This window comes from Janthinobacterium sp. JF4, from assembly GCF_059617925.1.
Genome location: NZ_JCAQAV010000007.1, coordinates 52,780 through 67,169, shown reverse-complemented (window position 1 = coordinate 67,169; position 14,390 = coordinate 52,780). Strand labels below are relative to the sequence as shown.

Annotated in this window: 14 protein-coding genes; 2 read left to right on the top strand and 12 right to left on the bottom strand. The window is 62.3% G+C overall.

Going from position 1 to position 14,390, the window contains the following annotated elements:
• Positions 1-64: 64 nt before the first annotated feature.
• From AC54AF_RS09190 to AC54AF_RS09135, 12 genes are all read right to left on the bottom strand, one after another.
• On the bottom strand, positions 65-826 hold the full coding sequence (locus AC54AF_RS09190; RefSeq protein WP_131687761.1) for a flagellar regulator YcgR PilZN domain-containing protein: 762 nt from the start codon (positions 824-826) through the stop codon (positions 65-67).
• Between the two features lie 10 nt (positions 827-836).
• Positions 837-1,163 carry an EscU/YscU/HrcU family type III secretion system export apparatus switch protein gene (locus AC54AF_RS09185; RefSeq protein ID WP_496636305.1) on the bottom strand — a complete coding sequence of 109 codons (327 nt, stop codon included), beginning with the start codon at positions 1,161-1,163 and terminating at the stop codon, positions 837-839.
• Positions 1,156-2,355: a flagellar hook-length control protein FliK gene (fliK, locus tag AC54AF_RS09180; RefSeq protein ID WP_496636304.1), complete on the bottom strand. Its 1,200-nt coding sequence runs from the start codon at positions 2,353-2,355 to the stop codon at positions 1,156-1,158. The genes AC54AF_RS09185 and fliK overlap by 8 nt, the downstream gene beginning before the upstream one ends.
• Positions 2,356-2,381: 26 nt before the next feature.
• Positions 2,382-2,708 (bottom strand): flagellar protein FliT, encoded by a 327-nt coding sequence (locus AC54AF_RS09175; RefSeq protein WP_496636303.1) that lies wholly within the window; start codon positions 2,706-2,708, stop codon positions 2,382-2,384.
• Between the two features lie 3 nt (positions 2,709-2,711).
• Entirely contained in the window at positions 2,712-3,158 is a 447-nt protein-coding gene (gene fliS, locus AC54AF_RS09170) for a flagellar export chaperone FliS (RefSeq protein ID WP_496636302.1), read from the bottom strand.
• 22 nt (positions 3,159-3,180) lie between these two features.
• Positions 3,181-5,862, bottom strand: coding sequence for a flagellar filament capping protein FliD (gene fliD / locus AC54AF_RS09165; RefSeq protein WP_496636301.1), 2,682 nt, complete (start codon positions 5,860-5,862; stop codon positions 3,181-3,183).
• A gap of 230 nt (positions 5,863-6,092) precedes the next feature.
• Complete coding sequence (locus AC54AF_RS09160; protein WP_496636300.1) at positions 6,093-6,464, bottom strand: flagellar protein FlaG; 372 nt, start codon at positions 6,462-6,464, stop codon at positions 6,093-6,095.
• Positions 6,465-6,548: 84 nt separating this feature from the next.
• Complete coding sequence (locus AC54AF_RS09155) at positions 6,549-8,039, bottom strand: flagellin N-terminal helical domain-containing protein (RefSeq protein ID WP_496636299.1); 1,491 nt, start codon at positions 8,037-8,039, stop codon at positions 6,549-6,551.
• A gap of 340 nt (positions 8,040-8,379) precedes the next feature.
• Entirely contained in the window at positions 8,380-9,951 is a 1,572-nt protein-coding gene (locus tag AC54AF_RS09150) for a diguanylate cyclase (RefSeq protein ID WP_496636359.1), read from the bottom strand.
• Between the two features lie 201 nt (positions 9,952-10,152).
• Positions 10,153-10,800: a response regulator gene (locus tag AC54AF_RS09145; RefSeq protein WP_034753998.1), complete on the bottom strand. Its 648-nt coding sequence runs from the start codon at positions 10,798-10,800 to the stop codon at positions 10,153-10,155.
• 30 nt (positions 10,801-10,830) lie between these two features.
• Positions 10,831-12,333, bottom strand: coding sequence for a sensor histidine kinase (locus AC54AF_RS09140; RefSeq protein WP_496636298.1), 1,503 nt, complete (start codon positions 12,331-12,333; stop codon positions 10,831-10,833).
• 17 nt (positions 12,334-12,350) lie between these two features.
• A complete protein-coding gene (locus tag AC54AF_RS09135) occupies positions 12,351-12,938 on the bottom strand; it encodes a hypothetical protein (protein WP_496636297.1) in 588 nt (195 codons plus the stop codon).
• 115 nt (positions 12,939-13,053) lie between these two features.
• Here AC54AF_RS09135 and greB point away from each other — a divergent pair, with 115 nt between their 5' ends.
• Both greB and AC54AF_RS09125 read left to right on the top strand, forming a co-directional pair.
• Complete coding sequence (gene greB / locus AC54AF_RS09130; protein ID WP_496636296.1) at positions 13,054-13,620, top strand: transcription elongation factor GreB; 567 nt, start codon at positions 13,054-13,056, stop codon at positions 13,618-13,620.
• A 70-nt stretch (positions 13,621-13,690) separates the two neighbouring features.
• Positions 13,691-14,335, top strand: a complete 645-nt coding sequence (locus AC54AF_RS09125) for a transposase (protein ID WP_496636295.1) — start codon at positions 13,691-13,693, stop codon at positions 14,333-14,335.
• The last annotated feature ends 55 nt before the right edge of the window (positions 14,336-14,390 follow it).

Genomic DNA, 14,390 nt, shown 5'->3' with positions numbered 1-14,390 from the left:
TACCCCAAAGGCAAAGTCTGGGGTCAGACCCGGCGGGTCTGACCCCAGCTTTCGGCTGGGGTTATCAGCCCAACCCAGCCATGCGCGCATTCCTCTCCCGCTCCAGTCGCGTGATATAGCGCTGCACGTGCGCCAGCATGCTGCGCGGCAGGTCGACGAACTGGCAGCCGAGGCGGCGGTTCAGCTTGTTGTTCAGCAGGGTCATGTCCAGCGAATTACGAATCTGCAAAGTCGCGGTGACGATGCCGACGTCGGGCAAGTCGATGCGGCAGCCGGGATAGTCCCTGCCGATGGTCTCGCCCAGCATCAGTTTATTGTCGAGGATGGCGATGCCGCCGCAGCTGATGTCGGCCAGCGGGAACAAGGTGTCGGCGCCGCCCAGCGATGGCGGCAGGGGAATCGAGACGCGCACGGGATTGCTCACGGGCGTCGTCATGCGGTAATACTCGCGCCGCTGCAAGCGGATCAGTGTTTCTGGAATAGCAATTTTCAAGGCCGGCGTGCCGCCGTAATTGCACTCCTGCACCAGGGCGCTGGCAAACAGGATGCGGATCTTGTCGAGCGAGGTTTCAAACGAGATGCCCTTGGCGGCCACCATGCGCCGGTTCTGGTCGGCGTTCACGGAGCGGTCGAGGATGACGGTGTTATGTTCGGCATCGACTTCCAGGATGGAAGTGACGCACACGTCGGATTCACCGTGAATCAGCATGCGGATCAGCTGGTTCTTTTCGCTGATGCTGCGTAGCAAGGCGATGATTTCCCGCCGCGATTCCACTTCAAAGTCATGCCAGTTTTCGAGGCCGGAATCCAGAATATGTGCTTGCATTGATGCCTGTCTATGTATCGGTGAGGTGGACGCTGGTGTCGGGCGGGGGCGGGATGGGCCCGCCATTCGCAGATTCAATATGATATAACCAGGCCAGCAGTTCCGCAATCGCCCGATACAGGCCGGGCGGAATCTGGCGGTCCAGGTCGACATCCATCAACAGCGCCACCAATTCCTTCGATTCATGCACGAAGACCCCGTGTTCGCGCGCCGTGCTGATGATCTGGTCCGCGATCAGGCCGCTGCCCTTGGCCACCACCTTGGGCGCCGGCGTGCCGCTCTGGTAGGCCAGCGCGACGGCCGTCTGCGGCACCTTGCGCTTGGGCTCGTCAAGCATCGTCTGCTCTTGCCGCCGCTGCCGAAGGCTCCCCGGCGTCCGGCTTGCCGGCGATCGTCAACGACGACAATGGCCATCCCGCCGCGTCGAGCGACGCTTCCAGCCGCGCCGCATGCTGGCGCAAGGTGTCGGCGCTGCCTTCGCTGCCCGCTTGCAGCTGGATGGCCACGCGGCCGCCCTGCAAGACCACGTGCGCGGCCAAGTCGCCCAGCAGGGGAAACTGGAAGCGCACGTTGCTGCGCCAGGCCGTCGCTTCCTCGTCGCCATCGCGTCCTTCGTGCTGCTGTCCTTCCGCCGCGTCGCGGCTGATATCCCACTGCATCTTCTGGCCGGGCCAGGCTTCGCCCTGCCACTGCACGCGCGCCTGTTCGTGCGTATGCAGCTGCAAATTGATCAGTTGCGCCGAGGCCAGGTCGGTACCCGTCCTGGCCATGTCGCCCTGTGCCGCCTTCTGCATTTGCGGCTCCAGCAGCAGCGACGCCAGCGGCCGCTTGCCTTCGGCCCATTCGGCCACATGCGATTCATAGAACAGGCCGCTGCTGCCGACCGCATCGCGCAGGTTCTGGGCGACCTGGGCCGGGGCGGCGCCCGGCGTGGCCATCAGCGGCGTCTTGCCGACCAGCGACAGAGGCGCGCCGGGCACGCTTTCGGCCTGGCCGAGCACTGTGCTGATGGCGCGCGCGGTGGTGCTCAGCTCGGGCGCCGGCGTGTCGCCGGCCAGGGCCGGCAGCAGATTGGCGGGCGTCAGCGGTGCGCGGCTGAGCAGGGTGGCGGCCGTGCTGCTGGCGCGCGTGCCAGCCTGGGCGGCGCCGGCCTGGGGGCCGCGCAGGTCGGCTGCTTCGGGCTCGGCATCCGCGTCCGCATACGTCAGCAGGGGGCTGGCGGCCTGGTCGCGGTGAGTGCCGATTTGAAAAGAGGGGCGGGGATTGATGCCGATCAAGGTCAGCGGGATTTCCGTACCCGGCTGGGCGCCGGCGGGCAGCTGCATGCGGGCCGGCGTGCCAGCCACGCGCACGAGGAAGCTGCCGTCGCCCATGCGGGCCAGCACCTGTCCCTGCATGGATTTGCCGATCAGTCCCTGCAGCGAGCGCTGGAACTCGGCCTGGCGCGGGTCGGCGACGGCATCGGCCGCCCGCGTGGCCTTGACCGGGGTCAGGGGCGTCATGCCGATCGCATCCATCTTCGGCAACATGATAGCTGACCTTGCCCCGTGGGCGCTTAGACGCCGTAGGCGTTGGCCAGGCGCCGCTCGGCGCCGGTGCTGTTGATCAGCTTGGACAATTGCGCCATCCACGGCATGGTGAGGTCACGGATCTTGCGGTCGTCTTCCAGGATCTGCTTGATCAGGGCGACCTTGCGCTGGCGGCCGGCGCTTTCCAGCACGACTTTTGCCTCGTTCGCCTTCAGCGCTTCCACGTGCGCGCTGATGCGCTGCTCCAGCGCTTCCAGTTCGTCCCAGTCGGCGTTGGTGGCGGCGGTCACCATCTGGCCCGTCAGGGTCTGCATGGCTTCGTAGGTGGTCAGGACTTCTTGATTGGTCATCATGGGTCAGGCGCTCGCAAGGCTGGGCATACGTTTCAGATCGGCGCCAGGCATGGCGGCGGGGGTGGCGCCGATGGCGTTCCAGGTTTCGCGCAGGTCGGTGAGCAGGCGCTGCACTTCTTCCAGCAGGGTAATATCGTTGTGCAGGTTGGCCATCAGCAGGCGCGCACTCATGTATTCATACAGGGCGTCGAGGCCTTCGGCGATCTGGCCGCCCGCTTCCTTGTCCAGGCTGGCACGCAGGCCATTGTCGATGATCTGGATGGCTTTCGAGATCGACTTGCCTTTTTCCGGAACATTGCCTGATTTCATGTGCACTTGTGCGCTGAGCACGGCCACCAGGGCGCCGTCGTACAGCATCACGATCAGCTTGTGCGGCGAGGCCGAGACGATGCCTGTTTCCAAGCCGACCTTGGCATAAGCGTTGACGCCGCGTTGTTGGGTTCCAAACATGTAGTTCTCCTGATGATTGGGCTTAACGGTTGGCGGCGATGGCGGCCAGCTGCTGGGTCAAATAGGTTTGCGTGCCCTGCAATTTGTTCAGGGACACGTCCAGGCGCGAGTACTGGGCGCGGTAGCGCGCTTCGATAACAGTCAGTTTCTCGCTGAACTTGTCGCGCTGCGCCGCCACCGACTTCAGGGTTTCATTGATGCCGCTCGTGCGTCCGGTGATCATGCCGTTTGTGCCGAGGAAGGACGTGGCCAGGTTGTTCAACTGGTAGGCATAGCCTTGCGAGAAACTGACCGTGCCGCGCGAACCTGTGACTCCGCCGGTCACTTCAATTTTCAAGCCTTCCGCTGGCGAACCGGGGGCGCCAGTCAGGGTCTGGCCCGAGCCGACGACCGGTTGCCCGCCCAAGGTTCCGGCCACGTCGGCGCCCTTGACGGGCTTGGCCGCGCCAAACAGATTCGCTATGCCAGTCCCCGTGCCGTTGCTCAGTGCCAGGTTCGATACGGAGCCATAGCGGCTCGACACCAGGACCAGTTTGCCGGTGCCATCGATCGATGCGGACACCGTCGCGCCATTGTCTGAAAAAGCCTTCACGCCGTTGATCGACGATTGCATCAGCGATGCCATCTGTGCCGGCGTATAGGTGCCAGCCGGTATCGTCACCTGGGCCGTATTCTTGGCCGCCGATGGTTCGGTATCGTTGAGGGTGATATTCCAGGTGGTGTCGCTGGCGATCGTGGTACTGGCGGCCAGCACGCCATCGGACGTGAGCGAACCCTGGCTGGCCATGGTGGTGATGGTCAGGTCATAGGTGCCTGGCTTGGTGGCGGCCGTCGAGCTGGTGAAGGCGACGTTGCTGTCGCTGGCCTTGCCGATTGCTGAAAACAGGCCGGCGATATCGCCGAAGTTGGCGCTGATCGCCTTGTCGAGTTTGCTTGAATCCAGTGTCAGGCTGCCATCTTTTTGGAAGGAAATACCCACCTGGCTCAAGGTGTTCATACCACTGCTCAAGCCGGTAATCGGCGCGCCCAGCTGCCGGCGCAACTGGCTCTGGATCGATTGAACGGTCGAGTCACCCAGCAAGACGCCGCCCTTCTTGGTTTCGGGATTGTAAGCCGTCATCTTGCCGATCGATGTGTTCAGATCGTTGTAGGCCTTGACGAAGGCGGTGATGCTGGTCTTGACCGTTGTTGTATCTTTGCTTACCGATAAGCTGGAATTGCCTGCCTTTGTAATGCTCAGCGTGACGCCCTCGATGGCCGAATCGACGCTGTTCGAGCTGCTGGTGATGGCAATGCCGTTGACGCTGAAATTGGTGTTTTGCGCGGCGCTGTTCTGCTTCAGGTTTTGCGTGCCGGAAGCGTCGTAGGACAGCAGATCGTTCAAGGCGCTGTCGGCCGGCTGGCCATCGCTGCCGCTGAGCGAAATTTTCATGGCCGAATTGGCGCCCGTCTTGGATGAGCTGAGCACGAGGTGATACGGTTTGTCCGTGCCGTCCGATACGATGCTGGCGGTGACGCCGAGGCCCGCGTTATTGATGGCGTCGCGTATGCCTTGCAAGCTGTTGTTGGTGGCGTCGATCACCACCGAACCGGTGGCCTGCGTGCCATCCTGGGTGAAGCTCGTATTCATGTAAGCGCCGCCCGTGCCCGCCACCAGGCCGGCTGCAGCCGGATTGCTGCCGGCCACGGTGATGGGGCTGGCATTGCCCGAGGCCAGGGTGAGCGAGCTGGCAAGCGTGACATTCGAGCCATCATTGACCGAGTTCGAGGCATGGCCGATACCCCCCATGACGCTGCCTGTGACCACTTCTTCGATGTTGAGATTGGAGCCATCGGCACGCGTGAATTGCAAGGTGCCGTCGGCCGCCTTGCCGGTGACGGTGATGTTGGCCGCGGCCAGTGCATTCGAGACGGCATTCGGACCAGCCAGCGTCGTATCGAGCGAGGCTGCCGTGATGCCGCCGCCTGCGGCGACGCCGTTACCCTGGGTTACGATCTCGATGCCGCCCACCGACAAGGAATAGGTGCCGTCCGCGCCGGTGGCAATACTGCCGAAACCATTGAACATGGTGGCGTTGCTGGCCGTCGGCTGGGCCGTGGCCGTCACGCCTGTGGTGCTGCTCTTGGCGTTGATGGCCTCCGCCAGCGCACGCGCGCTCTTGGTGCTGGCATCCGTCGGTATGGCGGTGCCATTGATGATCACCGACCCGTTGCTCACACCCGTGAGCAGAGTGCTGCCGCCCAGTGCCGTGCCCGTTACGCCAAAGGTGCCGCCGGCGAGCGAGCCCAGCTGGAAGGATACCGTGGTCTTGGCGCCGCTGCCGATGGTCGACAGCTTGCTGGCCATGCCGCCCGACGTCAGCGTCTGGGCCTGGGCCAGCTGGGAAACGTTGATGTTATAGCTGCCGGCGACGGCTTTGGCACCGGCGCTGGCCGATAACACCAGCGGGTCGGACGGCGTGGCGCTGACGGCGCGGAAGTTGTTTGAATTGGTCAGAGCCGACAGCGAGCCCTGGAAGGTACTGACGGCGCCGCTCAGCGTGCCCAGCGCGCTGAGCTTGGCCTGGTAGGAAGCCGTTTTTTTGTCAAAGGTATCCAGGGGCGCCGCTTCCGCCGTCATCAGCTTGTCGATGATGGCGCCCACGTCCAGGCCGCTGGCGCCGGCGCCGATGCCAACGGATGATAGTGTAGGTGTGATGGCCACTGAATGCTCCTAGGAAAACGCTAATATAAGCTGTTATCGGCAGAATCAATCAAGACTTGAGAGGGGGATTTACCGCGCTGTTTTCAGCGGGGGCGAAAAATCGCGGATGGGAGGCAATGTTATTGCTTCTGAAGCAATGAAAAACGGGGCCCGATAGCCAGGCTACCGAACCCCGTGGTCATGCCGATGCGTATTGCCACGATGCCGTACGTCCGTGGGCCATGCCATCATCATGCGCTTTGACTGATCAGCGAACCTTTGGCCGAGTCGAAGGTCTTGGCCAATTCCAGGGCTTCCCTGGTGGGAATCTGGCGCAGTACTTCCTTGGTTTCCTGGTCGATGACCTTGACCACCGTGCGCTGGCTGTCTTCGTCAATGGAAAATTCCAGGCCTTGCGTCTTCATCTGCGACGATTGGTTCAACTCCGATACCGCCTTGTTCAACTGATCGCGGCTGGGTTCTTTGCTGGCTTGCTGTGGTGCAACCGTGTCGGTTTCCGTGGCGGCGCGTGGCGCTGCCGGGCGCGCCGGTGACGTGTCCGCAGACACATAATTCTTGTCTATCCTGGCCGCGGAGGCGGCCGCTATCGTGTCGATAGTCATGGTGCTCTCCTAGTGAAAATTCCCCGGCCGAAAAAATCCGGCAGGGGAATCAGAGTCCTACGCTGTTGCCTTGCTAATCGGAGATTAGCCGCGCAGCAGGCTCAGGACGCCGTTTGGCAGCGAGTTCGCTTGCGCCAGCATGGCCGTACCAGCTTGTTGCAGGATCTGGCCGCGGGTCATGTTGGCCGTTTCTGCAGCGAAGTCGGTATCGACGATGCGGCTGCGCGATGCGGACAGGTTTTCCGTGGTCGATTGCAAGTTGGAGATGGCCGAGCTGAAGCGCGATTGCAAAGCACCGTACTGGGCGCGTTGGCTGTTCACCGAAGCGAGCGCAGCGTCGGCGATTTTCAGGGCCAGTTGCGCGCCGTCGAAGGTTGTCACATCCAGCGAAGCGACGTCTTTCAACACGGATGCACCCTTGGTGCCACCTGTACCTGCAGGCAACAGGCCCGACGTGGTGTCCGTGACTTGGTAGCTTTTTTCCGAGTCGAACGTCAGGCGGCCGTTTGCGACTGCCGTGGCGGCAGCCACGTTCAGTCCTGTGAACGAGGTCGTCAGCGCGTCTTTCACTGTTGGCGTGTCGACTTTATAGGTCGATGCGGTGAATACCGTGTTGTTCGTAGCTTTTGTATTGACCAGATTGATATCATTGCCAGAGGCATTGGTCAATTTGATGCCGCTATTCGTGGCGTCATACTGTGCCGTAACACCCGTTTTGGACGTCTGGGCATTGATCGCATTGATGCCCGATGCATAATCGCTAGCCGTGGTGCCGGCGCCCATGGAGAAGGAAACGGTGGTGGCGTTTGCTGCCGTATTGTCCGAGGCGATCGTGAACGAGTACGACTCCGAGGCACCCAACTTGAGCGACAAATCGGTTCTTGCCGATGCCGTCACGCCGGTGGTCGCCGTTGCCTTGTTGACGTTGGCGGCGATCGATTTCGCCGTGTCGGTGGTCGCCGTGGTAATGGTCGCGCTACCCAGCGAACCGTCCACCTTGACCGAGCCGGCAGTCACGTTTGACGTAGCGATAACGGCTACAGCATCGTTTTCTACGCGGTTGTTGCCATAGGTGTTGGTCAGGAAGTTGGCGCCGCTGGCCGAAATCAGCTGGTTGGCGTTCGCACCCACCTGGAAGTTGGCCGTGCCCATGGTGCCGTCGAGCAGATTCTGACCATTGAACTGGGTGGTTTGGGCGACGCGGTTCAGTTCCGAACCCAGCTGGCCGACCTCTGTTTGCAAGGCTTGGCGGTCGCTGGCGGTGTTGGTCGAGTTCGACGATTGCACGGCCAGTTCGCGGATGCGTTGCAGGATGTCGCCCGAGGTGGACAACGCGCCCTCGGCCGTCTGGGCCAGCGAGACGCCGTCGTTGGCGTTGCGGGTCGCTTGGGTCATGCCGCGGATTTGCGACGTCATACGGTCGGAAATTGCCAGACCAGCGGCGTCATCCTTGGCGCTGTTGATGCGCATGCCGGAGGACAGGCGTTGCAGCGAGGTGCTCAGGGCCGACTGCGAGGTCGACAGGTTGCGTTGCGAATTCAGGGACGAGATGTTGGTATTAATTACTGCAGCCATGATAATTCTCCAAACAGGTACTTCATTGCGCTATGTGCTAGTCACTTTGGCCTGCCCCGCTGTTCCGGGACAATCAAGCCGCTGTTGTTTAGGGTAACGGTTGCTCTGCGGGAAAATTTATGGCGAAAAGTGCTTTAAATTTTAATTTTTAGCCCTTCAGTTTGCCGTCGGCCGCGCGCTAGACGACATGATTTAAAGAAACTTGAGGGTAAAAATAGATTTATTTTTATATCAGGCGGATGCGGGCGGAAGGCGGGAAGGGGATGGTTGTTGTGGTTTTTGCCATGAAAAATGCCGTCCGGCTGGGCAGCGGGACGGCATGTCGTGAAGCGAGCCGGGCTCAGTCCGCCACCACGACCCGGTTCTTGCCCGTCTGCTTGGCCTGGTACATGGCGCGGTCGGCGCGCTTGACGAGCTCGGCCTGGTCTTCATTGGGCAGGCGCAGGGCCACGCCGGCGGAAAAGGTGATCAAGACTTTTTCGTTGTCGTGCAGGAAGAAATGCCGGGTCAGCTCGCGCTGCAGTCGCGTCATCGTCGAGGCGGCCGCCTCGACCGTCGTTTCCGGCAGCAGGATGAGGAATTCCTCGCCGCCGAAGCGGGCGATGACGTCCATCGAGCGCAGGGTTTCCTTGACGATCTTCACCAGGTGTTTCAGCGCCGCATCGCCGGCCAGGTGGCCGTAGGTGTCGTTCAGGCGCTTGAAATCGTCCAGGTCCAGCATGGCGATGCACAGCGGCGTGCCGCGGCGGTCGGAACGGGCCGTCTCGCGTTCGAACACGTCGTCCAGGCCACGGCGGTTCAGGCTGCCCGTCAGCTGGTCTTCCCGCACCAGTTCGCTCATATGCTGGAGCTTCGCTTCCAGGGTATGGATGCGCTGTTCCGCATCCTGCACTTCCTGGCGCGCCAGCACCATCTTGTCGCGCGCGCGCAAGGCTTCGTTCTGCACCATGCGCGTTTCGCGCAAGACTTCGTCGAGCACGCTGTTCAGTTCGCTGATATTTTCCGCCTGGCTGATCTTTTCCGAATAGCCGCCGATCTTTTCATGGAAGTCGCCCGTGCTGGCCGCCACCTGCCCCAGGCGGTCGATGAAGGTCATCATCATGTTCTTGACCGTCAGCTTGACGTCGGACAGGCTGTGCTTGAGCTGGCCTTGCTTGTAGATGACTTCCTTCAGGCTGCGCGTGGCGTCTTCCAGCGCGCGCTGGTCGAGCGGGCCGGCGATCAGGTTTTGCACGGCATCGACCTGGCCGCGCAGCCAGCTGTCGTCGTCGAGCAACTGGCTGACGTTGTCCAGCAGTAACTTGAACAGGCGCAGCAGCAATTCCTGCTGCTCGGCCGTATCGCCGCTTTTCAATTCGATCTGGTAGCACAGCTGCTTCAGGCGCAGGGCCGCTTCGTTCAGCGCTTCTTCCGTGTGGGCCAGCTTGATGGCCGCGCCCAGCGATTCGGCCTCTTCCACCAGCGCGGGCGTGCCCGTCAGCAAGGTGGCGACGGCAAAGCCCAGGGTGCGGCTGAGCAATTCGCGCAGGGTGCGCGTCTGTTCGCCGTCCGGCAGGGGCGGCAGTTCGATGCCGCCGCCTTTCTTGACCTGTTTTTCCGCCAGTTGCGCCAGGGTGCGCGCATAGCTGTCCCAGTCGCGTGCTTTCAGGGCGCGCTGGAAACGCCGGCCAAAGTCGCCCAGTTCGCCCGCCGATTCGCTCATCTTGGCGGCAAACTGCGTCAGGACGTTTTCCGCGCCACTCTCCGTGGGTGCGCTGGCGGCCAGCACGGCTCCCGGCGCGGCAGGGCTGTCCGCCGGTTCGCTGATGCCGGCGATTTCATTGTAGATATCGCGGTAGGCGCTCGGTGTCGGGGCGATGCGGCGCGTCGCCAGGCGGCGAAACGCTTCGCGGGCGATATCGGCCGGATTCATCGCCGCACCGGCGGCGGTCGTCGTGGCGCCAGCGGGCGCGCTTGCAGGTGAGGATGGCAATTTACTGGACATGTAGGCACAGCCTTTTCAGATATTTCTCATTATCCTCATGATATGCGAGTTGGCAAAGAACTTATTGTGCGAGAAGCAAGGAGAAGTCCTGTCAATTCGCCCGATGCCAGCGGGCATGCCGCTTTGCCGTCAATCGACCAGCTGGTTGCGGATGGCGTAATGCGTCAGTTCGGCGCTGTTCTTGAGTTTCATCTTGACCAGCAGGCGGGCGCGGTATTCGCTGACGGTTTTCACGGACAATTTGAGTTCTTCGGCGATGGCGCCGACCGCTTTGCCCGAAGCGATCATGACCAGGGTCTGGTATTCGCGGTCCGACAAGGTGTCGTGCAAGGCCGTTTCGTGGTCTTCGCCCACCGTATTGGCCAGTTCCTGCGCCAGCGAGGCGCTGATGTATTTTAATCCCTGCGCCACCTGGCGGATGGCCGTGACCAGTTCGCGCGGCGCGCTCTGTTTCGTCAGGTAGCCGGCCGCGCCCGCCTTGAGCGAGCGGATGGCATACTGGTCCTCGCGGTGCATGGAGAGCATCAGTACGGCCAGTTCCGGCTTTTCCTTCTTGATCTGCTTGAGCACCTCGATGCCGCTGCGGTCGGGCAGGGAGATGTCGAGCAGCAACACCTGGCATTTCGAGCCGCGGAACAGTTTGATGGCGTCGTGGCCATTTTCAGCCTCGCCGGCCACGATGATGTCCTTCGTATCGGCGAGGATTTGCTTCAAGCCTTCGCGCACGATCGCGTGATCGTCGGCGATGAATACCCGGATGGTGGCTTTTTCTTTCATGACTGCGTTGTTTCCTATCTAATTCACCCACTAGGCCGTGTCTGGCGGCGGCCCGCTGTGCGCGGGCGCGCTGGCTGCAGCCGCTATTATCGCCTCTCGCGGCGTGGTCAGCCGGATTTTTATGCTCAGGATGGTGCCGCCATCCGGCCCATCCATCAGGCTCAGGGTGCCGCCCAGCGCGCTAGCGCGTTCGGCCATGCCGCGGATGCCGAACGATTGCGGCTTGGCGCGGTCGGACAGGCGCATGCCGACGCCATTGTCGGCGATCGACAGGCTGATATGCTGGCGCTGCCGGGCCAGGCGCACGCTGACCTTGCTTGCCTGCGCATGCTTGGCGATATTCGTCAGCGCTTCCTGGGCGATGCGGAACAGGCTGGTTGCCTGGTCCAGCTCCAGTTCGATATGTTGGCGGTTCGACAGGAACTGGCATGCGATGCCGGCCATGCGCGCGAATTCCTTCACTTGCCAGTCCAGCGCGGCGACCAGGCCCAGGTCCAGCATGGACGGGCGCAAGTCCAGCGAAATGCGGTGCACGGCATCGATGCTGCGGTCGACCAGGGCATCGACATAGTCGGCCTTTTCCTGCAGCAGCGCATCGTCCGGCGGCAGGCGGCGCGCCAGCATGGCCAGCGCCATCTTGATCGCCGTCAAATTGCCGCCCAGGTCATCGTGCAATTCGCGCGCCAGGCGCGTGCGTTCGTGTTCCTTGACCTTGTCGATATGTGCAGTCAGCTCGGCCAGGCGCGCGCGCGACTGGCGCACTTCGCTCTGTTCCAGCCGGCTTTCCGTGATATTCGTCATGATGCCTTCCCACTGCACCGTGCCGTCGGCCAGCGCGCGCGGCGTGGAGCGCAGATTGATCCATTTGACGTCCTTCCAGGCATCGATCCAGATGCGGCCTTCCCAGTTCCAGCTCCATAAGGCGGCCTTCGATGCCTGCATCGATTCCAGATACGAGGCGCGGTCGTCGGCCAGGATCAATTGATAGAACAGTTCCGGGCGCGCGTGCAGCATTGCCGGGCTCAGGCCCAGCAGGGCCTGGCAGCCGTCGCTCAGGTAGGGGAAGGCGGCGCGCCCATCCGCATGCAGGCAGAACTGGTACACCAGACCCGGCGTATTCGAGACGATGGCGTTGAAGCGCGACTGCACCTGCGCCAGGGCGGCGGCCGTCGCCTGCGGCGTGCGCAGGTCTTCGCCCTCGGCCAGCAGCAGGGCGCGCCCCTGGCGGCTGGCACGCGACAGGTGCAGGCTGAGCGAATACAGGCTGCCATCGCGGCGGCGCTGCTGCACGTGCAGCCGGGCTTGCGCGCCGATGCTGTCGTCCAGGGTCGCCAGCACGGCGGCCAGCTGCTGCGCGTCGAGCTGTGGCGCCAGCGTGAAGGGCGTCATCGCCAGCATTTCCTTGCGTGCATATTGCAAGTTGTCGCAGGCGGCATCGTTGGCATCGAGCAATTGCAAGCTGGCTGCGTCGTACAGATAGATTTCCGGCGCCGCCGCGCGCATGGCGGGCGCCAGCCGGGGAGTGTCGTGCATGGAGTGGCCTTTCTTCATCAGCGGCGGGCGCGCCAGAAGGCGGCGAAGCGGCGCAGCACCCTTGCTGGGCGGGAATTATGGCCCCCTGGCGTACCCTTGCGCAAGCGCTGCCACCAGGCACGGCGGGCGCGGCCCAGCGCGGCCGACAGGCGGCTGACACGGCGCCATGGGCGCGTGGCGCGCAGGCGGGCGATCCAGCGGTCCTTGGTTGCCATGAACAGGCCATGCCAGCGCGCAAACCATGGCAAACTGAGCAGGGTGGGGCGCGTCAGGCTGTACAGGCGGGCGACGGCGGCCGCGCCGCCCAGCTTGGCGATGATGATCACGCCGATGCCGGAAAATGCATGGCCGCGCGCGATCGCCAGTAGGGCCAGCAGCTTGACGGGAAACAGCAGCACGGCCGGCAGCACGAAGATGGCCAGCGCCCAGTACGGCGGCAGGCGCTTGATCCACGCTTCGAGCGCATGCAGGGGGGGGAATTGCGCCACCACCTGCATGATGCGCGCGCCCGTCGCCCACAGCCATTCCTCGATCAGCAGGCAGACGGCGGCCAGGTAGACCAGCGGCGCGAACAGCCAGCGCCTGACTCTGTAGAATTTTTTCATCCGTCTCCGTGTGCGGCCCACGTTTGCCGCGATTGCCACGATGATACGTCAAAAAAGCCCGTCTGCCCCCGCATCCCGTGTGCCTGCGGCTCCCTGGCGGGGCTACAATAGGCGGATGAATAAAGCCTTTGTAAAAGAATCCGACAACGACGACGATGAAGAAGCTGCCGCGCTGGCGCTGGCCATTCCCGCCGGCGCCAAGAACTACATCACGCCGGCCGGTTACCAGCGCATCAAGGAAGAGCTGCTGCAGCTGATCGACGTCGACCGTCCTGAAGTCGTGCGCATCGTCCATTGGGCGGCGTCGAATGGCGACCGTTCGGAAAATGGCGACTATATCTACGGCAAGCGGCGCCTGCGCGAAATCGACCGCCGCATCCGCTTCCTCACCAAGCGCATGGACCTGGCCGCCATCGTCGATCCCAGCGTGCACCATGGCAACGATCAGGTGTTTTTCGGCGCCACGGTAAGCTACCGCACCAGCGACGGCGAAACGCACACCATCACCATCGTCGGCATCGATGAATTCGACCCCCTGAACGGCAAGATCAGCTGGATCTCGCCCATGGCCCGCACCATCACCAAGGCGCGCGAAGGCGACGTGATCACCCTCAACACGCCGCTGGGCGAGCAGGAACTGGAGTTGCTGGAAGTGACGTACCCGGCGCCGGGGGAGGCGTAGTTTGCGTTGACGCAGAGTGTCTGAGGCGCGTACAGGCACACTGATCATTTAGTCGGTATCAGGAGTTGCCATGCCCGGCCGCCTTCGGCTCGTCTTGCCCGGTGTTCCGCTGCATGTGATGCAGCGCGGAGTGAATCGCCAAGCATGCTTTCTTGATGGGCAGGACAAGCGGTGCTATCTTGATTATCTGCGTAGTTGTTTGGCGCTTGTGCCATGCTATCTGCATGCGTATGTGGTCATGAGCAATCATGTGCATTTCTTGCTTTCCACGCAAAGCACAGCCTCTCTGTCGTCGCTGATGAAAATGCTGAATCAGCGTTATGTGCAGTATTTCAACTGGCGTTATGGGCGCACCGGCAGCTTGTGGGAAGGCCGCTACAAATCTTGCCTGGTGCAGGGCGAGCGTTATTTATTGATTTGCCAGCGCTATATCGAACTCAATCCCGTCAGGGCCGGTATCGTGGCATTGCCTGGGCAATATTGCTGGTCCAGTTATCGGAGCAATGCGCAGGGTATGCATGATGATCTGCTGTCTCCGCATTCCTTGTACTTGATGCTTGGGCATGATGCGTTTGAACGGCAAAAAACATACCAGTCGTTATTCCAGGATGCATTAGGCGAGCGTTGTCTCGGGCAACTGCGTGAAGCAATCAATGCCGAATTTGCGGTAGGAGACCCGGCGTTTTTACGGAGAGTTGCAGAACTGAGCCGGTAGTCCGCAGCGTAGATCCGGGGTCAGACCCGTCGGGTCTGACCCCGGCTTTGTGCCG